This is a genomic window from Vibrio sp. MM46, assembly GCF_027587135.1.
GTDB lineage: Bacteria > Pseudomonadota > Gammaproteobacteria > Enterobacterales > Vibrionaceae > Vibrio > Vibrio harveyi.
The window spans coordinates 168,227-191,860 of record NZ_JAPPTO010000011.1; the positions used below are offsets into that span (position 1 = coordinate 168,227).

Below are 23,634 nucleotides of genomic sequence, written 5' to 3' on the forward strand. Positions count from 1 at the left end.
GTTAATCACGCATGAATCGCTTTGTTGATTTAAGCAGATAAACAAAAAGGGTCATCAATTACTTGATGACCCTTTTTCTATTCACGTTTTAAAACGTTCGGGGGGATTTCGGAGCCGTTTGCGCGTTTTACTTAACTGCGCGAACCAATTCAGCAATACCATCCCAATCGCCGTTGTCCATCATAGCGGTTGGCACCATCCAGGTACCGCCACACGCTACAACCGATTTCAGCGCTAGGTAATCTTCCACGTTAGATGGACTTACACCACCTGTCGGCATGAATTCCACTGGGTAAACTGCCGTTAGTGCTTTAAGCATGTTTACGCCGCCTGAAGGCTCAGCAGGGAAGAACTTCAGGGTACGTAGACCCATTTCCATTGCTTGCTCAACCAAGCTTGGGTTGTTCACACCCGGTACGATTGTCACGTTGCGTTGCTGACAGTATTTCACTGTCGTTGGGTTGAAACCAGGGCTCACGATAAAGTCCACACCCGCTTCAATCGCGATGTCCACTTGCTCTGTTGTCAGTACTGTACCAGCACCAATCAGCAATTCTGGGTACGCTTCACGCATGATGCGGATCGACTCAGCCGCCGCTTCAGTGCGGAATGTCACTTCCGCACATGGTAAACCGTTTTCTACCAACACTTTTGCCAGTGGCAGAGCGTGTGCTACATCGTTGATTGCGATAACTGGGACGATTTTGATTTCTCTTAATCGTTGTTCAAGTGTTGTCATGGGTAACCTCTAAAGAATAAAGCTTAATGTTGCTACGATAATAAATGCGATACCACCAAGTAAAGTTTCCATTACCGTCCAAGTTTTTAGCGTTGTTTTCTCATCCATCTCTAGTAGACGAGATACTAGCCAGAAACCAGAGTCGTTGAAGTGAGAAAGCACTGTTGCACCACCTGCAATCGCGATAACGATAAAGCATAGGTCTAGCTCGCTCAAACCAGTTGATGCTGCCACTACTGGCGCGATAAGTGCTGCAGTTGTCGTTAGTGCCACGGTTGCTGAGCCTTGAGCAACACGCAGACAGGTAGAGATAACAAACGCAGCTACGATCACTGGCATACCTGTGTCAGTCAGAACGTCTGCTAGTGCATCACCGATACCACTTGCACGCAGTACGCCACCAAACATGCCGCCCGCACCTGTTACTAGGATAACGCCACAGATCGGAGCCAATGAATCGCCACACAGCTTCTCAAGTTTTGCCATCCCGTAGTCTTTCGCGAATACCGCAAGAGATACTAGCAGAGTAATCAGAAGTGCTACTGGCGTTTTACCTAGCATACGTAGGAACTCAACCAGTGCTGTTTTGCCATCAATCACACCCGCAACTGCTAGCGTGTTCAGTACTGTGTCTAAACAGATTAGCAGTACAGGCAGCACTAGGATGGTCATTACTGTGCCAAATTTTGGCAGCTTAGATTCGTCAACTTGTGTTTCACCGTTGAAGAACGCTTTTGATAGTGGGATATCGAATTTCTTGCCCGCGTACAGACCAAATAGGTAAGCGCCTAGGTACCAAGTTGGGATAGCCACTAGGATACCAACAACAAGCAGTAGACCAATGTTTGCGCCTAGGAATTCTGCTGCTGCAACAGGACCAGGGTGCGGAGGAACAAAGCCGTGCATTACTGCAAACGCACCCGCTGCTGGTAGTGCGTATTTGATTGGCGAACCACCAAAGCGTGCTGCCACACTTAGGATGATTGGCATCATGACCACTAGACCAGCGTCAAAGAAGATTGGGAAACCGAACAGTAGTGAAGCCACACCCAATGCAAATGGTGCGCGCTCTTTACCGAAGCGTCCAATCAAAGTATCTGCCAGCACTTGCGCACCGCCAGTTACTTCCAAAATCTTACCGATCATTGCGCCAAGACCAACCAGCAATGCTACTGAAGCCAGTGTGCCACCGAAACCACTCATCATGGTTGGGACAACTTGGTCAGAAGAAACGCCAGTCGCAATCGCAGTACCTAAACTCACCATAGTTAGGGAAGCAAAAGCGTGCACTTTTAGCTTAATAATCAATACAAGTAACGCCGCAATCGCGAGGACTGCAATCGTTAATAGGAACGTAGGGTCTGGAGCTTGGGTTAGCTGTTCCATGGGTTCACCTTTAAAAATTATTGTTTGTGTTGTGGTTCACATTTATTTGAGTTACCGGTAACATGTTACCGATAACATGAATAAGATAAACCCATATTTTAAAGTGAATTCAAAAATTGAGATCACGCGCAAATTTGTTATGAGGATAAGTTATGGCTGGTAGTAGTGTCGTCGTTATGGGCGTTTGTGCGAGTGGCAAAACCACAATTGGTGAGCACTTGGCGAAAAAGCTGGGACGTAAATTCATTGATGGTGATGATCTTCACCCACGAGCAAACATTCAGAAGATGGCATCAGGTCAGCCTCTGAACGACGACGACCGCAAACCTTGGCTAGAACGTATCCGCGACGCTGCTTATAGCTTAGAAAGCAAAAACGAGCACGGCATTATTGTCTGCTCGGCACTAAAAAAGATTTATCGTGACCAAATCCGCGAAGGCAACGAGAACGTGACCTTCCTTTTCCTAGATGGCAGTAAAGAACTGATCCTTGAGCGTATGCGTGCTCGCCAAGGTCACTTCATGAAAGAGAACATGGTCAACAGCCAGTTCGAAGCCCTAGAGCGCCCAGAAGATGAGCCTCGCACCATTTTCGTCAGCATTGATGCAACCATCGAAGACGTTGTGTCGAATGCCGCTGAGTTAATCCTAGTGCAAGACGAGGCAATGGCATGACTCATCAAGTAATTTTAGACGTTACCCAACGCTTAGTTGAGCGCAGCCAAGAGGCGCGTGCAGCGTTTCTTGCTCGCACTGAAGTCCAAGCAGAAGCAGGCAAAGGTCGTGTCGGTCTGTCTTGCGGTAACTTGGCTCACGCTGTTGCGGCATCATGTTCTTCAGAAAAGAAAAGCATTCTGGATTTCACTCATTCGAATGTAGCGCTAATCAGTGCTTACAACGATATGTTAAGTGCCCACCAGCCGTACCAACACTACCCTGATCAAATCAAACAAGTGCTGTCTGGTTACGGTCACACTGCGCAAGTTGCTGGCTGTGTTCCGGCAATGTGTGATGGCGTGACTCAAGGTCAAGCGGGTATGGACATGTCACTGTTTTCTCGTGACTTAATTGCTCAATCAACAGCGCTTTCACTGAGCCACAACGTATTCGATGCGACCTTGCTTCTGGGTATCTGCGATAAAATCGCACCGGGACAATTGATGGGCGCGCTGTCTTACGCACACCTACCAACGGCATTTGTGCCAGCAGGTTTGATGGCAACAGGCATCAGCAATGAAGAGAAAGTCGACGTTCGCCAAAAATACGCAGCGGGCGAAGTAGGCAAAGACGCGCTACTTGATATGGAGTGTCGCGCTTACCACTCAGCAGGTACGTGTACCTTCTACGGCACCGCAAACACCAACCAACTTGTGTTTGAAGCAATGGGTTTGATGCTACCAGGTTCGGCATTCATCCATCCACATACTGAGCTACGTAAGGCGCTGACCGATCACGCTGCGCTGAAAATTGCGGCAATGAATGCAGGTTCAGCCAACTTCCGTCCATTGTCTGAAGTTGTCACCGAAAAGAGCCTCATCAACGGCATTATCGCGCTGTTGGCATCGGGCGGCAGCACCAACCACACTATCCACATGTTGGCAGTGGCGCGTGCAGCAGGTTTGATTCTGACATGGCAAGACATCAGTGATCTATCTGAAGTGGTGCCACTATTGGCGCGTGTTTACCCGAATGGTCCAGCTGATATGAACGCATTCCAAGAAGCGGGTGGCGTACCTGCACTATTACATCGTTTGAACGAGTCAGGCTTGCTTCATCGTGACGTGAAACCGGTATTCGGCGAATTCGAAGACCAAATGACGCTACCAAGCCTAGTCGACGGCAAACTGACTTGGACACCATGTGGTGGCAGCCAAGACAGCGAAGTGATTGCTGCGCCAACGCAAGCTTTCCAAAACACCGGTGGTACTCGCGTACTCAACGGTAACTTGGGTAAAGCGGTAGTGAAAGTATCTGCGGTGAAAGAAGATCAGCGCATCATCGAAGCGCCTGCGATCGTATTCCAATGCCAACACGAAGTGGAAGCGGCGTACAAACGCGGTGAGCTAAACCAAGATTGCATCGTGGTCGTGACGCACAACGGTCCTGCAGCGAACGGCATGCCAGAGCTACATAAACTGATGCCAATCCTCGGCAACGTGCAGAAAGCGGGCTTTAAAGTCGCGCTAGTGACGGACGGTCGACTATCTGGTGCATCCGGTAAGATTCCATCAGCAATCCACGTTTCTCCAGAAGCAATTCGTGGCGGCGCGATTGGTTTGGTGCGCAATGGCGACATCATCCGCGTTGATTGCCAAACTGGCGAGCTGAATAACCTCAGCGACGTTACGGGTCGTGAATTGTTGGAGATGGATACTGAAGCCAAGCAACAGACATGGGGTCGTGGTTTCTTTAGCGTGATTCGTCAGAGCGTTTCGAGCGCAGAAGAAGGCGCAAGCTTTATTGTTTAACGCGGGAAGAAAGACCCCGTCATTCCGACGAGCCTAGGCAAGAGCAGGAATCTACTATCAAAGTGCTGTGAAGCGAGAGGAAACACCTCTGCCACAGCACTTTTTTGTTGGTAGATTCTGAATCACGCTCGTCCCTCGCTGTTCAGAATGACGAGCTTTAGGGTTGGTCACTTTTCTTTTTAAATAAATGAATCCGTCATTCCGACGAGCCTAGGCGAGATCAGGAATCTACTATCAAAGTGCTGTGAAGTGAGAGGAAACATCTCTGCCACAGCACTTTTTTGTTGGCAGATTCTGAATCATGCTCGTACCTCGCCGTTCAGAATGACGAGCTTTGGGGTTGGTCACTTTTCTTTTTAAATAAATGAATGCATCCGTCATTCCGACGAGCCTAAGCGAGATCAGGAATCTACTATCAAAGTGCTGTGAAGCGAGAGGAAACACCTCTGCCACAGCACTTTTTGTTGGTAGATTCTGAATCGCGCTCGTCCCTCGCTGTTCAGAATGACGAGCTTTGGGGTTGGTCACTTTTCTTTTTAAATAAATGAATCCGTCATTCCGACGAGCCTAGGCGAGAGCAGGAATCTACTATCAAAGTGCTGTGAAGTGAGAGGAAACATCCCTGCCACAGCACTTTTTGTTGGTAGATTCTGAATCACGCTCGTCCCTCGCTGTTCAGAATGACGAGCTTTGGGGTTAGTCACTTTTCTTTTTAAATAAATGAATGAATCCGTCATTCCGACGAGCCTAGGCGAGATCAGGAATCTACTATCAAAGTGCTGTGAAGCGAGAGGAAATACCTCTGCCACAGCACTTTTTGTTGGTAGATTCTGAATCACGCTCGTCCCTCGCTGTTCAGAATGACGATATCTAGGACTCAGGCAAAGAACATCAAGCTGTCTTCATCACCACAACTGCAGCAATCACCACAAAGATACCAAACCAGCCAATCGGCTTAAGCTTTTGTTTGAACAGCAAAGCACCACCAATCGCGGTACCTAAGATACCTATCGCGCCCCAAGAGGCGTAAGCGATCGCAAGGTCGATCTCTTTTACCGCTTGAGCAAGCAAAGTAAACGCTGCCATCACCAAGACAATCGCAGTGATGCCCCACCCTCTGTGCTTAAAGCCTTTAGAGCGAGTCAGCGCCATGTTCGCCATGATGTCGACCAACGCCGCCATGACAACAAATCCAAATGAAACAGTGAAAAATTGGCTCATGATTAACACCTCGCATTCGATGAGCTTGGCAACTCATCTTTTTGTTGAGGCTGACCGTGTGATTCACCGAGCGTCACACACACAATACCGACCACCGCCAGCGCCAAACCAAGCAACTGCTGCGTACTTAAGTTGGCATCAAATAAGACAATAGAAACCAGGGTAATCAAGGCGATACCCAAACCTTCCCATGTTGCGTACGCGACACCGATAGAGATTTTCTTTGCCGCTTTTGACAAGAAGTAATAGGAAATGGCGATCAGAACGTACATCACCAGATAGCCTTCCCACGCATTACTTTCACCAATAAACGACATCGTACTGGTACCGGCAACTTCGGCAACGATGGCGAGCAATAAAAATAGACGTGCAATGAGCATGATTCATCCTCCCCAGAAATTAAAAAACTGCATAACGGAGAATGGTGAATGTCCTTTAAGAATCAGACATTCAAAGAATTGATAAGATAAAAAGAGCCGCTTCTCCTGACTATTTGTAGTCAGATTAGCCCTTCTTCAGCAAAACAGACAGGTAATTGAGATATTCATTTTTGAATATCTAAAAGGACAGTTTGCTTATCCGATCACGTTAATGGCGTATTGAGAGTTTGCTGCACCACTTGGTGCAAATGGCGATGCAATGGGTGGTTGCGGTAAGTCTGTAAATAACCCCCAGAAACAACAAATTGGCTAAACTCTCGGTTGACCATCGGCATTGGATAAGAGGCAAGCTCGTGCATCAAATGTGCAGTACTTTGGCTGGCATACATGATGGCATCGGTCTCAAGCAGCATTTGGCAAGCGACGCGCAAGTTGTAGGACTTGAGCAATACAACGGGCTCGTAGCCCATTCGGCGATATTCTGACTCCACCGTACACAGCGGGTTGTAGGATGCTGGCGCAGGCAAAGAGACCAGTGGCAATTCCGACACCGTATCCCAATCATTGCTGATTTGCGACAACGTCGGGTGGTCTTTACGCGCCAAAATCACACGCTTTTCAACAAATAACGGACGCATGTAGATGTCTTTCGACAACTCGGTTTCTTGGTCGAGAATACAGTAGTCATGTTCGCCCTCTAGCATCTCATCTTGGGAATAGATGTTCCAACTTGAAAAAGCAAACGAGGCTTGAGGGAAGGCTTGATGGCAACCGCGTAATAAACGCTGACCTTGTTCGTCCATCAAATAAGGGTCAGTCACAATCGCAATCTGACCTTGGTATTCGAGTGGGTCAAAGTCCGAAAACTCCTGCACTACTTTTTCTAGCGGCGACAGCATGTTATCGAACTCCGCCGCTAAGCGAATCGCCATTGGGGATGGCTCTACCCCATGCGCTTTACGCACAAACAGCGGATCATCAAACACGTCTTTGAGTTTCATCACTCCACGGCTGGCACTGGGTTGCGAAATACCAAGCTGCATCGCCGCCAACTTGATGCTGCGATTTTCTACCACGGCTTTAAGTAAGCGCATTAAATTAAGATCTAACGCATCAAGTTGGTGTGGCATGCCCGTGTCCTTATCAGAAACGAATGATGAAAAATAAACGTGAGTCAGAGCGAGTTAGACGCTCTCGCCTGCTGTAATTTGATAGCCCATATTCACGACCGTCTCGGCTTGCTCTTCACCCTTAAGGCGTGCAATCAATAGCTCGGCACTTTTCTCACCAATCTCGAAACGCGGTGTATCCACACTGGTTAGTTTCGGGCTAATAGTTTGCCCGATGTCCAATGCGTTGTAGCCCACCACCGCAAGTTGATCTGGCACTTTGATGCCGCGCTGCTGAGCACTCAACAAGGTACCAATTGCGATGTCGTCGTTGGTACAAAATACGCCATCAAGTTCTTGGTAGGTTGCCAGTGCACGCTCCAGTAAATCATGCGCTAGCGAAAAGCTTGAGTGATCACCTGTTAGCACATGTTTTGGCTCCAACCCTGCTTCCGTCATCGCGCGATCGTAGCCTTGCATACGCAATTTAGTGCGCGTATCCAAGCGAGCACCGAAGTAAACAATAGTACGTTTGCCCGACTCCAACATGCGCTTTACGACGCTGTAAGAAGCGTCTTCGTGATCCATACCAACCGCCATATCAATCGGCTGCTCTGGCAGTTCCATGGTCTCTACCACAGGAACGCCAGCGTTTTTGATCATCTGCAAAGTGCGTTGAGTGTGATGGCTTTCAGTTAGGATTAAGCCGTCAACTTGATAAGAGAGCAGCGACGCGATTTTGCGTTCTTCTTCCAGCTCATCATAACTAAAGTGCGCAAGCAGTGTTTCATAGCCATTAGCTTTAGTGACCGTTTCAATGCCCTGAACAAAAGACGCAAAAATTTGGTTGGACAGTGAAGGCAGTAAAATACCAATCGCTTTACTGGAAGACTTCGACAGCATCGCCGGAGCACGGTTTTCGATGTAGCCCATCTCTTCAATTACAGCGGCAATTTTCACTCGCGTTTTTTCTGCCACTGAGTCTGGATTGCGCATGTAACGCGAGACGGTCATTTTTGTTACGCCAACTTTGTCTGCGACATCCTGCAATGTCGTTCGTGCTTTCTTATTCTGCTGAGCCATAAATATCTAATTTATCAGTAATGTTACTAGTAACATTATGACGAATAGACTCCTCGTCGACAAGCTCGGCAAAATCCATCTGCTACATCATTAATAAAATCATAACCTTACCGCTCAAATAACCATCAAATTGCAATTCCAACATTGTGATTCAAAGCTGAATAAATAAATGACATTAATATTGAGTTTCTTATAAAATAGCGTACCTAAAACAATAAGATACGAAGTACAGTGCAGTTAGGCTCTAGCGAAACCCAGATTTACTATCACCTGCTTGATCTGGACGACTCTCAAAAGCAGCAATACCTCAACGAATTGCAGCAGAGTCAACCTGAGCTTTACCTCCAAATCGCTCCTCTTTTAGCTAGCGAAAACGAAGAAGAACAACTGACACAGTTGCTCGGCTTCGGCGCGAATTTGGCAACCAAACAAGAGGTCGACCTAACGGGCGAAGAGGTTAGCAAGTACCGACTCACCCACGAGTTAGGGCGTGGAGGCATGGGGGTCGTATATGCGGCACTGCGCGCTGACGAGACGTTCGAACAAGACCTTGCGATCAAGTTCATCCAAACCAATCTCAGTAATGTATTAGGCAAACGCGCGCTGTTTGATGAAGCTCAGCTTCTGGCTCGTTTGAACCATCCTTACATTGCCAAAGTGTTTGATGGCGGCTTGCACGGTGATTCGGTTTACATCGTGATGGAACGCGTTTTTGGTCAGACCTTAGACTCGTATTTGTTGCTCACGCCAATGGAAGACGATGACAAGTTGTTGCTGTTTAAGCAGATTTGTCAGGCAATGGAACACGCCCACCAGCATCAAGTCCTGCATGCGGATCTCAAACCAGAAAACATCCTAATTGATCGCAATAAACGACCAAAACTGCTCGATTTCAACCTGACACAAAAGGTGCAATCAAACAGTGATGATTCGTCTCCGGCATTAATTGCCTTCAGTGAAAAATACGCCAGCCCAGAACAGCAAGCCGGAGCGTTTTTGACTGAGCAAAGTGATGTGTATTCACTGGGTAAGATTCTGGCGCTGATGTTTCCTGATCAGCCAATATGGTCAGATATTTATTGGGTGGTGAGACGCGCAACGCGAGCGAAAGCAAAGCAGCGCTACCTCAATGTTCGGACACTGCGCCAAGATATTGAATGTATTTTAGAACGACGCCCAATAGAGCAAAAGAAGCACTGGCCACTGTACAGTACGCTTCGTTTAGTACAACGCCGACCGCTGCCGTCGCTGTTGTCCGCAATCTTAGTGTTATCTGGTTTGCTGTTTGGTAACACTCTGATTCAAAAGAACATACAACTGCAACAAGAGAAGAAGATTGCAGAAGACATCATGTACGAAGTGACGCGCCTTGTCTTTCATGCCAAGGGGCAAAACGTCGAGCATATGTCCGTCAGTGCCATGATGGAACTGACACGCAGGCGGATTCTGTCTAACCCAGATATCCCCAAACACATAAAACAGAAAATGCTGTTGGCGATGATGACACCGGTGCCAGAGAAGCACCTCACTAAATCAATAAGTTGTCAGCCAAATTGTGCACCAAAGGACCGCACTCAACAGTAAGGCTAAACATAAGAAAGGCTTAAAAATTAAAATGTACACACGTTCCATTGCGATCTGGTTGTCTGCGTTAGCGATAGCACCAGCATGGGCGAACTCTACTTCTACGACTCCGTCGGCAGAAGCGACAACGCCTACCATAAAACAAGGTTTCTTCATCGATTCACCGGTAACTGGTCTGTATTACAAAACCAGTTCCAACCTGTCTGGTCACACAAACAAAGGCGCATTTCAGTATCGTCCTGGCGATGTCATCAGCTTCTTCCTCGGCAATGATGATAACGGCTACTTGCTCACCACAATGTCGAGCCAAGAAGTGCTCACACCGACCATGGCGACCACAAAACCCAGTCGCAGCATCAATATGACCCGCTTGTTGCTCTCTCTCGACAGCACTCCGGAAAACCGTCAAGAAATCGTGCTAATCAACAAGGTATTATCCGATCCAACCTTCCAAGCACAGCTCAAGCGTCTTGACCTCAACTTCTTAGATGATGCTAAACACCAACTCAATTTGGATTGGGTTTCGGTGCAAGAAGCGGTTGAACATCTAAATGAAAGCCAACGCTACATCGAAAAGAACTTCGCCTCAAATGAGATCATTTTTGAGCCTCGTGACGTGCGATTTAAGAACATCATCATCAAGAAAAAGGATTGGCAGGGTCGCGCCTGTGCATTCGATATTCGCTATCAACACCACCCGCGTTACCGCCCACCAATTGGCGAGATTAACTTCACCATCACTAAAGAGAGCCTGATTCAACATCCAAGTGTTGGCGACTACTTCCAAGGCTGTTTCCTAGCACTTAACCAGAGCGTAACCGAAGAAATTGTCGAACCGATTGAAAAGTTCTCTGAATGGGAAAGCTTGGTCGGATGCGCCGATTCAGGCTGTACCCGTAGCGACCTTAATGGCTTCTCGTTAGAAGATTATGACGATGAAGGCGATTGGAAATATCGATCGGTTGCACTCAACTTCGATCCGAGCACCCAGCTATTAATGGAAAAAGTACAGGGGTTGGGACCAAACGAGCACGTTAAGCACCACAACCGTACTGAGATGTTGTGGTTTACCTATCCTGACTCTGTCGATAGCGAAATTGCCTACCAAGGTGTATGGCAACAAACTCAATACCTACAAGACTCAATGAAGCAGTCGTGTCTACTAATGCGTCATAACCAAGTGTTGCGTTTACCTGTCGATGCCGTTGCCTGCCCTACAGATACCAGTCTATACACCCAAGATGTCACCAACGAGTATTTGGACATGTGGTGGGTCAACAATGACCAACCAAGTGCTGAACTCGCGCAAATGAACGTGATGGTGCGTTGGTCGTCAAAACCCTCTGAAATCAACTACACCACGTGGGAATACCTACCTGCTGGCAAAAGCTGGGAGCAAGGCATTTTGTATCGTTACCAACAAGACATTAGCCGTAATCGCGATGGTTCTGATCGCGTTGAAACCTATTCCATCTCTGAGTTTGTAAAAGTAAGTGAGGATGTATAGCCATGACTTCTAAATCTACTCTGACGCAAATTATCCAACAGTGGCAAGCAGGCGATAAACAGGCGGAAAGTGAGTTGTACCAATTCGCTTACCTACAACTGCGTAAAATTGCTCAACAAGAACGCGAGCGCAACGCAGAGAAATACGGAACCGACAATAAGGTACTGTCGGACAGCGTAAACAGCACCACAGCTCTGATCCATGACGCGTATTTAAAGATGTCTAATTGCGACATGAGTGAGATTGAAACCAAGCGCGATTTCTTCTTAATGGCAGCCAAAGTAATGCGCCAAATCCTGATCGACAACGCTCGCTCACATCAAGCGCAAAAACGCCAACACATCACGCTGATGAAAGAAGAAGAAGATCGCTTCGAGCAACTCATCATCATGGATAAAGCACTCGATAACTTTAGTGTGCGCTACCCGCGCCAATCCAACGCGTTAAAGCTCAAATATCTGATGGGCATGAAAAACCAAGAGATCTGTGAACTGCTCGAATGCAGCGCCAGTTTGATTGAAAAAGACCTTAAGTTCTCCCGCAGTTGGCTGCAATCAAGAATGGCACACGCGTAAAATCATGAAGAAGAAATACTGGATTGCAGGTGCATTGAGTACCTGCTTGATGGCGCTTTACTGGCTAACAGACGAGCAAACCACAGCTGCGGCTGCCAACATACAACCAGCGAATAATAACGAGAAAAAGAGAAATACGCCTCACGGAGAACGCACTTCCCTTATCGAAGTAAAACAGGCACTCACCGCATCTGCATTGGAAAGAAGCAATGAACTGGCGTTTGAAAAAGCGCTTGAATCCACGTTGTCAGACCGTCCTGATCAGGTTGAAGATGCTTTGGGAGCATTGGAGGCCAATTACTCCCAAAACCTAACGATAACCTACATCAGTGAATCTGCACACGACAATGCAACAGAGAACGGCAAGCCGATAATAAACCTAGCGGTTGAGCAGCAATTACAAACCATTATCTATAGTTGGGAACTGACGCAAAACAACCCTATCAACTACTCATTAGGGTTGGAACAGCTGTTCGAAGATCCAGAAGGAGACTTACTCACCACGCGAATTTGGCTAGAAAACGCCAACGGACTGAGCGTTCTCAACCAAGGGCAAATCATGCTGCAAGGCGCGCCAAAAGACTTCAACCAAACCACATATTTGGCAGTCTCTGCACGTGATGACCACCATGGGACAGAAGATCACGCTTGGGTCACGACACGCTTCGAGCTGCCAGCAGTCACTGCAGAGCAGAACGATACAGAACATCCTCTCATTGATGGTGTGGTATATCGCCTTGAAACCACAACGTTGCTCGGTGGACGCAAGTACCCTTACGAAGTTGTGTACTGTGAAGCATTTAAATTCATTGATGATGAAGTTTTTTATGCTGCTTCAAACAACAAAACTCGCTGCCCAGACGAGCATAAGCTGAATAAAGTCGGGGAATACCAGATCAGTGATGACTCATTGATCATCCACATCAAAGGTAGCCGTCAGATCTGGACTACGAAGAAAACCTACCCGTCACGAGTTCACAAAGACACTGAGAACTACTTTATTACCGTCTTTGATAACAATCGTTTCGAAAGCTACACCATGCAAAAAAACAAGCGCTCAATGGAAGAGCGTTTGAACGTCAATACTGGAAAAGAGCTGTATCAGTCCGCCTTATTTGATCTGCTCATTCCGACTGCCGGTGGTTATCGCCATGCGCTCGCGGGTAACTATATTTTTGACCGAAGGCATGCTCAAGGTGGTGAGTATTACAACGGTTTCGACTCAGATCTCAACATAGTCACGTCTAATAGCGACTTATTTGCTCATGAATTCTGTCAGTTTTGGGACACCTCAATCCTTGCAGGTGAAGGGATGTTTAGCGAGGTAATTTCTTACTCCAATAATACCGATTGCGCGACTGCACCTAAGCCATCCGCATACGCTTATGTCTACTTCAACAATGATTATCATGCTAATGATGAGTTTATTCAGGGGGAGGTTTATAGCTACATCCTACGCCCATTTCCTCAGTACGCGAGCAAAGTAGAAGAGCTAAAAATAAACATGATTTACCACTACCCAAAAAATACAGCAGCCTATAAATAAACCAAAACAACACAAGTCATTGTTTATAAAGACCTAAATTTAAAGTTAATTGATATTTTTATTGATAGAAATTCCAAGAAAAAATATTCCAAAAATTTTTACGGTTTTTCTTTGGTTTTCCGTGTCTTGAAGCCGCTTCCAAATCCGATTAAAAATGCGCAGCTTTTCTAATCTCACTAGTGAGATTAGAAAATAAAACAATAAAAAGCGACTTTCTCATTCGGAAACGAAACAAGGACAAATAAACAATGAATAAGGTGAGTTTACTAGCAGCGTCAGTGGCTATCGCGCTAACCGGTTGTGGTGGTTCAGATAGTGGTTCAAGCAACAACAACTCTGGTGTAGTGATTACAGGCTTTGATGGCTACTTCAAAGAAGCAGTCGTTTTTGAAGATGTAAACAACAATGGAAAGCTAGATAGCAACGACCCAATTATTGGTCTAACCAATGATGAGGGTCAGGTGACGCTAACAGACAAACAATACTCTGCTGAAAAGAACCTTGCGATTCAAACCATTATTCCGGGTGGTACTGTTCAAGCTGAACTGATTGCTCGCGATCCACAACTTTTTGCGGGCACATACACGGTTGATATGGACAACCCAACCCAAGCTATGGCTCATGAGGTTGTATTCCGTACACTTCCGGGTGAGAAAGTTATCTCTCCGCTGACTGACCTTGTTGCAATCCAAGCTGGTGCTAACCCAACACCAGAAAAAATCCAAGCAGCGAAAAACAAAGTAAATGAGACATTAGGTATCGAGGGTGATACTGCATTTACTGATGTAATCGCCGCTAACAATACCGCTTTACATAAAACGGCTCAGATTCTAACCGAGTCTAAAGCACAAGCAAAAGACAGCTACTCTGCAGAAACCGCTATTGCAATTGCCGATAAAGCAACTGACGTCGTTAATGATAAAAACAACGCAGACAAACTAGATGATCCAAACTTCAAACCAGTTATTGAAGTCAACAATGGCGTAGTTAGCGAACCCGTTATCAACAGCAAGTTATTTGCAAATGAGAGCGTTGTAAAAGCTATCAATACAGAACTGAAGCCTCTTGATAGCCACTCAATCAATTTAGAACTGCCTCTTGCTGCTGGCGATCTTGCCCTTTTTGAAGATGACGATAACAAAAACATCGACATCACAGTAAGCGTCATCACACTTGATGGTTCTGTGGTCAAAAATCTAACAACTACGGCTATCAATGGTGGCAAGTTAACGATTTCAGGTGAGCTAACTCCAGTTCGTCCTGCTTACCAAATCAAGCTAACGGCAACTGACTACAACTCACAAGAACAAGATAAGTCCTTTGGTGCTGTAACAACCGCTTTCGACCTACAAGTAAACGTTGAAAATCCAGCGCCAACAATCAACACAGAAGCCGCTGATACAATCGAAGAGTGGATTGACAGTATTGAGCTATACCAAGGTGTTGAAGTTCAGAATGAACAATTCCGTATTGACAACTTGTTCTCTGACGACGAAAAGCTTGCATTTAAAGCATACACATCTGTTGATGGCTTAGTACTTGAACTTGTAGAAACACAAGGTCAGACTGAGCTGAAAATCACAGGTAAGCCATCTCGCATTTACCCTGAAGGTCAAACAATCACGATCTCTGCATTTGACGGTATCAATACGACTTACAAAGTCTTCGAGCTAGATGACATTGAAAAACAACCTGAAGCATCGATTGAAATTGATCGCGGTGATCTTGCAGAACTTCAACAAGAAATCACAGTACAGCTAACAACACTAAAAGTTGGTGAAGCTGTTGATGCAGACTTCAATATTACTGAAGTCTTTGAAGCTCAGCACACGTCAGGTGCAATCGAATACTACGCTGGTACAGAAGAAGATGAGTACGCAACAACCGTTCCGGGTCTAAAAGTCAATGTTGATAACAACGGCACACTGACTGTTTCTGGCACACCAACTAGTGCAACGAAAAACGGTTCATTCGTGATTGCGGCAGGTGTAAACCCAGATGCTGACGATGCCGTAATTTCTGAATACGTAACGATCACACTGCCAAACGTTCAACCAGCAGATGACGTAACACCTCCTCCTGCAGGACATCCTTTAGAAGGTAAGTTCCTACATTTCGTAGAAATTGGTCACAATGGTACCAACTTCGCTAAAGGATGGTGTGACTCAATCTACCTAGATGTGAACACGAAAACGATGTACTGGAACGATCGAGATAGCGACAATCTATCAACTTGTGACACAGACATGTCAGAGTTTACAGAAGGTGTCCCATACACAATCATTGATGGCAAGATTATCTCCCAAGAAGATGGTATGAAAATGACATTGGATGTCATCAAACAACACTCTTTTGATGACGACGAGCATTTCCTCGTGTCATTCACAGATGAAGAAGGCGATGAAAAATCAACCGAGCTGTATTCTTACCACACAAATGCTCAATATGTCGAAGAAGCGCTTAACAACGACGTTAGCGAATCTCAAGAAGATGCTAATTGGGTAGACCGTGAAACATTCATTGCGATGCCATCTGAAGAAGGCGCAAATGATATTGTGGTAACTGAACTGAAAGTTTCTGGCATCGTTCAACAATTTGATTACCAAGGCAGTCCATACACTTCAGCTTCAATCTATGGTCGTAATGCAAAAACTTGTGAAATCCTAAAAGATATCTATCTCAACTACGGTCGTATCCAAGTTCACGGTGACAGCTACAGTGCTGACAACTACTTCAGCAGCCAACCACAATATAGAGATGCTGAAGGCTCTTGTTACATCGATTTCATGCCTTTAGATCATTCAGCAGCAATTCCTGCGGGGCTTTACACTATCGAAGCCACTCCAGAGCGTACTGATGAAGCAGAACGCATTATCTTTAGTTTTGAAAAGTGATAACTAGAAGCTCATAAACACGAAGCCCCGCTCTTGCGGGGCTTTTTTAATCCATTTTTTACTTCACGCAAATCACGTTAAGCAACGAGGTGCCCGTTAGCTGATTTGGCTCTCGGTCAGCAAACAAGCCCTTTTTATCTTTACCCCAGTAAGGTAACTGCAAAGGCCACTTGTTCTTCTCCATCACGCCAGAATCGCGCAATGTTTTAAACTCTGACGCAGTTGCTAAGTGCATTCCTAGCTGTTGGCAAACTTTCATTGAGCTTGAGTAGCTAAGACGATTCCATGGTTTTCCATGTTCCATGTAGAACTGGTTGTTGTTCTCGATTAAATACGGCACCACAAATGTCTTGCCCTTCAGTACCGTTTTCAAACGCACTTCAACGTTGTCATTCTTGATAGTTGGTTGAGCTGGCTTGGTCATTTTAGCTGGCTCAACGGCAACTGGTTCTAGCGACTTTGGCTTTGGCGCAACTTTCGCAGGCGCATCTTTTGTCTTAAATGCGTCCGTATTAGCACGAGTAGCAGCTGGTACGACAGGTGTTACAGGTTTTGCCACTGGCTTGGTCATTGGCTTAGTCTGTTTCGCAGGGACTGTGCCACCTTTACCAACCACACGAATAAATGCTTCTTTATAGGTCGACAAGGTTTTGACTCGTTGCAAGTCCTGAGATGCTTTAGCAAATTCCGTATAAGGACCAATGAGGCAACGATAGCCTTTTTGTTCTGGCTTCATCCAAACATCGGTGGTGATTTTGCCGTAAATCGGCTTTGCTTTGGCTAAAGACATCGGTTTTGGCAATAGACCACACTGGATCCAGAAGAAATCATTGCCTCCTTGCGGCACTTTCTTTCCCCATAGCCCTTTACCGATCGGACAAGATTGCTCAAGCACAGGCAATTCTTTATTACTGGCCTGAGAGGCTTGGCAAAGAAATTCACTCGCCAAAACCGGAGTCGAAAATTGAGCGCACGCCACCAGCAGCCCAAGGCTCAAGCCAGATTGGACGATACGGGAGGAATGTAGTGCCTTTTTCATTTCCATAGCTTCACTCTAAACAGTAGGTGATGAAATTATCGCGACAGAGCGTCAATAAAACATGCATAAAAAGTGATAAGCAAAAAAAGAGCCGGAATTGCATCCGGCTCTCAGTTTAGAAAGAAATTTATTAAATAGGCAAATAATACGTCAATTTTATCGCGTCATTAACCCTTGTAGATTTTCGGGTTGAACACGTCACGTAACCAGTCACCCAGTAGGTTAATCACCAGTACCAATGTCACTAGCACGATACCTGGGAAGGCGGTAATCCACCACGCACCAGAGAAGATGTAGTTAAAACCAATACTGATTAGTGCACCCAATGATGGCTGGTCTACTGGCAAACCTAGACCAAGGAATGACAATGCCGCTTCTGACATGATTGCGTTTGCTACCTGTACCGTCGAGATAACCAAGATTGGTGATAGGCAGTTCGGAAGAATATGACGGAACATGATTCGCGGGGCTTTAAAGCCCATCACTCGTGCCGCTTCTACGTATTCTTTCTTCTTCTCAGCCAGTACTGAAGCACGAATGGTACGTGCATATTGCGGCCACTCCGCCACACCAATAATCACGACAAGCATGACTACCGCGTATTGGCTGTAAAAATCACTGCCAAAGCTGGCTTTAAAGATAGCTGACACGATGATCGCAACCATCATGGTCGAGAACGACAGCTGAACGTCAGCAAAACGCATCAAGAAACTATCAATACGACCACCAAAGTAACCTGCTGACAAACCAATGATGATACCCAGCATAAGCTGAAGACCAACCGCGAGGAAGCCGATCGTCAAAGATAAACGAGAGCCGTAAAGAATGGTCGACAAAATATCACGACCTTGCTCATCAGTGCCCAATACGAAACGCTCATCGCCATCTTCCATCCAAGATGGAGGTAGCTCTGAGTCCATGATGTCGATAGACGTCAAATCGTATGGGTCAGTTGGAGCTAGAATCGGTGCTGCTACAGCCAAGACTAAAAACATCATGAAGACGGTAAAACTTGCCATCGCAACTTTGTCGCGCTTGAAGTAATACAAGAAGTCCGACTCTTTGAAACGCTGCCAGGCTGACGGTGCGGCAGCAGGAGCTGGTGTTACATTTGATTGGCTCATGATTAAGCTCCTTTTCCAGTTAGGTTCACAGTTGGGTTGATGATGCCGTACAGCAAGTCAACGATGGTATTAGTTACCACGAAGATCAGACCAACAAAGATAACGTAGGCAGTGATCAACGGTGTATCTACACGGTTGATTGCCTCTAGGAAAAGAAAGCCAGTGCCCGGCCATTGGAACACGGTTTCTGTCAGAATGGTGTATGCCACCATGGTGCCAATTTGCACACCACCGACCGTCAATACAGGTAGCATGGTGTTTTTAAGTGCATGTTGGTAATAAATCTTTTGTAAGTTCAAGCCTTTCGCTTTGGCGAACTTAATGTACTCAGAGCTCAGTACTTCCAGCATTTCTGAACGCACCAAACGGATGAACAACGGCAGCATGATAGATGCGAGTGCAATACACGGCAGGATCAGGTGCTTAATACCATCGATGGTAAAGAAGCCAGACTCCCATCCGAGTATATTGGATGTTTCACCCCGTCCAAAGGAAGGTAGCCAACCGAGTTCTATGGAGAAGACGTACATCAACATGATTGCGGTTAAGAACACCGGAATCGAGATGCCGACACTACTCATCGCCATAACGAATTTTGTAAAAATACTCTTCGGATGGATCGCGGAATACACCCCAAGCGGTATAGAGAAAACAATGATAATGAGCGTCGCACCAAACACGAGCTCTAATGTAGCCACCAGCTTATCGAGGATGACCTCAACTGCAGGTCGCTTGAAGAAGTAAGACGTACCTAAATCACCTTGTAGCGCATTGCTCACAAAGCGAGTGTACTTTGTGATAAAGGGATCGTTCAGGCCCAGTTCGTCACGCAGCGCTTGACGCTCCGCTTCTGAAACCGACTGACCTACAAGCTCACGTAGCGGGTCACCCAGGTTATCCTGAATGGCAAACGCCACCAAACTGATCACAAACATCACTATCAGTGCCTGAAACAGGCGCTTGACCAGAAACGAAAACATTCCTTGCCCCTTAACTATCCATAGATCTCTATTCAGAGAGAAAATTCAGTCTAAAAACAACTCAGTCCGACTGAAACAAAACTGAGCCGAGTACGTAGAGTTGAGGAGGGACATCCATCCCTCCTCAACATCGACTAACCGTGATTATTCAACCACTAGGTCACCGAAGTAAGGCATTACCATTGGGTTAACGATGTCTGCAGCTTTCACGTTAGACTTCGCGCCCCAGGCTTCACTTTGCCAGTGTAGCGGTACGAATGCAGCGTCGTTGTACAACGTTGCTTCAACGCCTTTCAGCATTTCTGCACGTTTAGCTGGATCCGTTTCTACGTTTGCCGCTTCAACCACTTTGTCCATTTCTGGGTTAGAGTAATGACCACAGTTGTACTGACCACGACCTGTCTCTTCGTTACGTGTCATGGTTAGGAACTCGTTGAAGTTTGCTGAATCTTCTGTATCTGAGTGCCAACCGATCATCAACATGTCTGCCGCACACTTGTCGAACTCAGGCCAGTATTGCGCTTTAGGCATAGTCTTCAGGTCAACCTTGATGCCGATCTTAGACAGCATTGCCGCCGCCGCTTGTGCCACTTTCGCATCGTTCACATAGCGGTTGTTTGGTGCAATCATCGTTAGCGTAAAGCCATTCTCGTAACCCGCTTCTTTCATCAGCTGTTTTGCTTTCTTAAGATCGTAGCGAGGAACCAGCTTGTCATCATGACCAACGTAGCCTGCCGGGCTTTGCTGACCAGCAGCTGTTGCGAAGCCTTTCATGATTTTTTTCACGATGCCTTCGTTATTGATTGCGTGAACAATCGCTTGGCGCACGCGAACGTCTTTCAGTGCTTCGTTGCTGCTTTGGTTCATTTGGAACGTGATGATACGCGTACCAGGTAGTGTTACTAGATCGATACCTTTTGCGTCTTTCACACGTTTGTGATCGTTTGGCGCTACTGGGTGGATCATATCAACACCGCCAGAAAGCAGTGCTGCAACACGAGTCGCGTCTTCTTTGATCGGAAGTAACGTCAGTTTGTCTACGTTACCTTTCGACTCTTTATCCCAGTAATCTTTGAAACGTTCGAATTCTACTTTTACGCCCTGCTCACGAGCCGTCACGATAAACGGACCAGTACCAGAAACGTGTGTTGATGCAAATGAGTTACCATGCTTCACTAGCTCAGACTTGTCTTTACCATCTTCGGTTTTACCCGTGTAGAACTTGCTGTCCATTGGGAAGATGTACGTTGCTGTTTGTAGCACTAGCGGGTAAGGCCCTTTAGTCACTAGATCAACCGTGTAATCATCCACTTTCACGATTTTTTCGTACGGGTCAAAGATAGCTTTGAAGTCTGGAGAGCTTTGTAGACGTTCGAAAGTCCACACAACGTCATCCGCTGTCATGTCGTTGCCTGAGTGGAACTTAACGCCTTGGCGAAGTTTGAAACGAACCGTCGTATCATTGATACGCTCCCAGCTTTCCGCTAGGCGAGGTTCAAAGTCCATGTCCTGTGTGAAACGAACTAGAGGGTCAAATACCATGTGTGACATTTGCAGCGTACCACCTGATAGCTGCTCGTGCGGGTCTAGAGATACTGGGTCAGCTGCATAGCCAACTTTGATATCTGCTGCCAATGCGTTAAAGCTTAGACCTGCTGCCATTAGCGCCACTGCTAACTTGCTTTTCATGGTTTTCATTTGCATAACTCCTTCATGCGGGAATTCGAATCCCTTGTTGTGTTTGCGTCTTTGTTATGACTAAGGTTTGTTGACCTTGATGGTCAGCCAAGCGAAAAACTTGGTTTATGCCGTTTTGATTTCTTCTCTCAAACCTGTGAATTCAGGCATCAGAGAAATCAGTTTCTTACTGTATTCATGCTGAGGAGCAGTAAACAATTGCTCTGTCGGAGCCACTTCCAGTAGCGTACCCATCTGCATCACACCTACTCGGTCACACATCTGACGAATAACCGGTAAGTCGTGACTAATAAACAGCATGGTGAGATTCAGTTCACTTTGCAGATCTTTCAGCAAGTTTAGAATTTGTGCCTGTACCGATACATCCAACGCAGATGTTGGTTCATCACAAATCAGTAATCGAGGGCGGGTCGCCAGCGCACGCGCAATTGAGATACGCTGACGCTGACCACCGGAGAATTCATGAGGGTATTTCACACCTGCCATTTTGCCTAAACCTACGTGATCAAGTAGGTCATTCACAATCTGGCGCGTTTCCGCTTCATTTTTCGTTAGCTTATGGAAACGAATTGGCTCCGCGATGATGTCAAAAATCTTCATTCGCGGGTTCATTGAGGTATATGGGTTTTGGAAAACCATCTGCATCTGACGACGCAATGGGCGGCGTGCTTTTTCCGATTTAAGCGCCGTCAGGTCAATGCCTTCAAAGCTTACTTGACCTGAGTTTGGTTCATACAAACCAGCAATCACACGTGCGATGGTCGATTTACCTGAACCAGATTCACCCACCAAACCAAACGTCTCACCTTCATGCACTTCAAAGCTAACATTGTTTGATGCTTGCACGTATTCACGGCGGCTTTCAAACAATGAATCTTTGGTTACAAAACGCAGGTTAACGTTCTTCACATCCAATAAAGGACCTGTGTACTCACGTTGGTCTTGGCTTTGACCCAACCAGTGATTCTTAATGTCTAGCTCTTGTAACTCTGTCGCTTCTTCGATGTAGCTCACCAATGGGAAACGATCGAGCTTTACATCAGAACGCGGAACGGCAGAAATCAAGCTGCGCGTATATGGGTGATCAGGGTCGCCCAATACCTTAGCTGTAGGACCAAACTCCACCAAATCGCCACGGTACATAACCGCCACACGGTCAGTCACGTTTGAAACCACGCCCATGTCGTGCGTAACCAACATACAACCTACGTTGTTCTTGATACACAGTTCGCGGATAAGGTTTAGGATTTGGTCTTGAATAGATACATCGAGCGCTGTCGTTGGCTCATCGGCAATGATCAGGTCTGGCTCACCAGCCAAAGCGATAGCAATAACCACACGCTGACGCATACCGCCAGAAAATTGATGCGGATACTGCTTAAGACGGTTTTCAGGTTGAGGAATGCCAACCTGCTGCATTAGAGAAAGCGCACGTTGATACGCCTCTTCATCCGACACCTTCATGTTGGCGTGAATGGTCTCTTTCAATTGCTGCTCAACCGTAAATAGAGGGTTAAGTGAGGTCATTGGATCTTGGAAGATAAAGCCAATCTTAGAGCCGCGAACCTTACGCATCGCTTCCGGTGTTAAACCAGAAATTTTCTCCCCATCAAGGTACACGTCGCCACTAGCAACACGTCCCGGAGGACTAAGCAAATCAATAACGGCGTTACCAACGGTGGATTTACCCGCACCTGATTCGCCAACAACACCCACAATTTCGCCACGATCGATATGAAAAGAAAGCGATTTCACGGCCGCATGGACACCGTGACGGGATGGATATTCAATACGAAGGTTTTTCACCTCTAATAGTGACATTTCAGACCTCTACTGCCTTGTCTGTGGTATCGAATCGCGCAATAAAAGCGCCATTCATCACCTGAATGAATCCGTTCAAATTCAGAATAATACTCTGAAATCTTAATGCGGAGACAATTTGGCAAAAATTACACAAAAAAGCAACAATTAAAGTATATTCCGCCGAAAAAACATTATTTACACGCACAATGAGCGAATAGAAATGCATTAACAAGTATTTAACCATTTTCATAACACCCCATTTTTGTGCGATACGCACCAATAAAAACAGAAAAATGCTCTAAAATTACGCATAAAGTCACTATTGATAGTATCCCTATTATTCACGCGTCATTATTAACATTAACCAAACAATATTCCGTTCTTATTGGGATATTTCGACATAAAATGTTACTAACAAAATAGTCTGCATACATAAAAAGCCAAAATTCACTCTAGTAAACAGAGGCGAAAACGTGAGCAGTTCAGCAAAACAAATGAA

At 46.1% G+C, this 23,634-nt stretch carries 18 protein-coding genes; 7 read left to right on the forward strand and 11 right to left on the reverse strand.

Features of this window, described 5'->3' with window-relative positions; all coding sequences use genetic code 11:
* Positions 1 to 127: 127 nt before the first annotated feature.
* Together OH459_RS14370 and OH459_RS14375 are read right to left on the reverse strand one after the other, a co-directional pair.
* The gene (locus OH459_RS14370; RefSeq protein WP_045413945.1) at positions 128 to 739 is read right to left on the reverse strand and encodes a bifunctional 4-hydroxy-2-oxoglutarate aldolase/2-dehydro-3-deoxy-phosphogluconate aldolase; all 612 of its coding nucleotides are present in this window, start codon (positions 737 to 739) and stop codon (positions 128 to 130) included.
* A 9-nt stretch (positions 740 to 748) separates the two neighbouring features.
* A complete protein-coding gene (locus OH459_RS14375) occupies positions 749 to 2,125 on the reverse strand; it encodes a GntP family permease (RefSeq protein ID WP_005434597.1) in 1,377 nt (458 codons plus the stop codon).
* Between the two features lie 152 nt (positions 2,126 to 2,277).
* Here OH459_RS14375 and OH459_RS14380 point away from each other — a divergent pair, with 152 nt between their 5' ends.
* Together OH459_RS14380 and edd are read left to right on the forward strand one after the other, a co-directional pair.
* Entirely contained in the window at positions 2,278 to 2,799 is a 522-nt protein-coding gene (locus tag OH459_RS14380; RefSeq protein WP_005449047.1) for a gluconokinase, read from the forward strand.
* Positions 2,796 to 4,592 (forward strand): phosphogluconate dehydratase, encoded by a 1,797-nt coding sequence (gene edd, locus OH459_RS14385; RefSeq protein WP_269987330.1) that lies wholly within the window; start codon positions 2,796 to 2,798, stop codon positions 4,590 to 4,592. Before OH459_RS14380 ends, edd begins: the two co-directional genes overlap by 4 nt.
* 891 nt (positions 4,593 to 5,483) lie before the next feature.
* On the opposite strand, the gene OH459_RS14390 is transcribed toward edd, so the two are convergent.
* The 4 genes from OH459_RS14390 to OH459_RS14405 all read right to left on the reverse strand — a co-directional run bounded on the left by OH459_RS14390 (position 5,484) and on the right by OH459_RS14405 (position 8,385).
* The gene (locus OH459_RS14390; protein WP_005434604.1) at positions 5,484 to 5,813 is read right to left on the reverse strand and encodes an SMR family transporter; all 330 of its coding nucleotides are present in this window, start codon (positions 5,811 to 5,813) and stop codon (positions 5,484 to 5,486) included.
* Between the two features lie 2 nt (positions 5,814 to 5,815).
* The gene (locus OH459_RS14395; RefSeq protein WP_005430013.1) at positions 5,816 to 6,193 is read right to left on the reverse strand and encodes an SMR family transporter; all 378 of its coding nucleotides are present in this window, start codon (positions 6,191 to 6,193) and stop codon (positions 5,816 to 5,818) included.
* 203 nt (positions 6,194 to 6,396) lie between these two features.
* Positions 6,397 to 7,323, reverse strand: a complete 927-nt coding sequence (locus OH459_RS14400) for a LysR family transcriptional regulator (RefSeq protein WP_009699062.1) — start codon at positions 7,321 to 7,323, stop codon at positions 6,397 to 6,399.
* Between the two features lie 54 nt (positions 7,324 to 7,377).
* Positions 7,378 to 8,385 (reverse strand): LacI family DNA-binding transcriptional regulator, encoded by a 1,008-nt coding sequence (locus OH459_RS14405; RefSeq protein ID WP_269987334.1) that lies wholly within the window; start codon positions 8,383 to 8,385, stop codon positions 7,378 to 7,380.
* A gap of 231 nt (positions 8,386 to 8,616) precedes the next feature.
* Between OH459_RS14405 and OH459_RS14410 the strand changes: the two genes are divergently transcribed.
* From OH459_RS14410 to OH459_RS14430, 5 genes are all read left to right on the forward strand, one after another.
* Positions 8,617 to 9,969, forward strand: coding sequence for a serine/threonine-protein kinase (locus OH459_RS14410; protein WP_017189912.1), 1,353 nt, complete (start codon positions 8,617 to 8,619; stop codon positions 9,967 to 9,969).
* A gap of 31 nt (positions 9,970 to 10,000) precedes the next feature.
* Entirely contained in the window at positions 10,001 to 11,476 is a 1,476-nt protein-coding gene (locus tag OH459_RS14415) for a chromosome partitioning protein ParA (RefSeq protein ID WP_269987337.1), read from the forward strand.
* 2 nt (positions 11,477 to 11,478) lie between these two features.
* The gene (locus OH459_RS14420; protein WP_005446332.1) at positions 11,479 to 12,051 is read left to right on the forward strand and encodes a sigma-70 family RNA polymerase sigma factor; all 573 of its coding nucleotides are present in this window, start codon (positions 11,479 to 11,481) and stop codon (positions 12,049 to 12,051) included.
* 4 nt (positions 12,052 to 12,055) lie between these two features.
* Complete coding sequence (locus OH459_RS14425; protein WP_269987339.1) at positions 12,056 to 13,597, forward strand: hypothetical protein; 1,542 nt, start codon at positions 12,056 to 12,058, stop codon at positions 13,595 to 13,597.
* 248 nt (positions 13,598 to 13,845) lie between these two features.
* Positions 13,846 to 16,491: a hypothetical protein gene (locus OH459_RS14430; protein WP_269987341.1), complete on the forward strand. Its 2,646-nt coding sequence runs from the start codon at positions 13,846 to 13,848 to the stop codon at positions 16,489 to 16,491.
* Positions 16,492 to 16,549: 58 nt separating this feature from the next.
* Here OH459_RS14430 and OH459_RS14435 read toward each other — a convergent pair whose 3' ends face one another.
* The 5 genes from OH459_RS14435 to OH459_RS14455 all read right to left on the reverse strand — a co-directional run bounded on the left by OH459_RS14435 (position 16,550) and on the right by OH459_RS14455 (position 23,153).
* Positions 16,550 to 17,536 carry an SPOR domain-containing protein gene (locus tag OH459_RS14435; RefSeq protein ID WP_069218279.1) on the reverse strand — a complete coding sequence of 329 codons (987 nt, stop codon included), beginning with the start codon at positions 17,534 to 17,536 and terminating at the stop codon, positions 16,550 to 16,552.
* 161 nt (positions 17,537 to 17,697) lie between these two features.
* A complete protein-coding gene (locus tag OH459_RS14440) occupies positions 17,698 to 18,654 on the reverse strand; it encodes an ABC transporter permease (protein ID WP_005446340.1) in 957 nt (318 codons plus the stop codon).
* Positions 18,655 to 18,656: 2 nt separating this feature from the next.
* Positions 18,657 to 19,634: an ABC transporter permease gene (locus tag OH459_RS14445; protein ID WP_005446342.1), complete on the reverse strand. Its 978-nt coding sequence runs from the start codon at positions 19,632 to 19,634 to the stop codon at positions 18,657 to 18,659.
* A gap of 144 nt (positions 19,635 to 19,778) precedes the next feature.
* Complete coding sequence (locus OH459_RS14450; RefSeq protein WP_252044713.1) at positions 19,779 to 21,332, reverse strand: ABC transporter substrate-binding protein; 1,554 nt, start codon at positions 21,330 to 21,332, stop codon at positions 19,779 to 19,781.
* Positions 21,333 to 21,437: 105 nt separating this feature from the next.
* Complete coding sequence (locus OH459_RS14455; protein WP_005446346.1) at positions 21,438 to 23,153, reverse strand: ABC transporter ATP-binding protein; 1,716 nt, start codon at positions 23,151 to 23,153, stop codon at positions 21,438 to 21,440.
* Positions 23,154 to 23,634 lie beyond the last annotated feature (481 nt).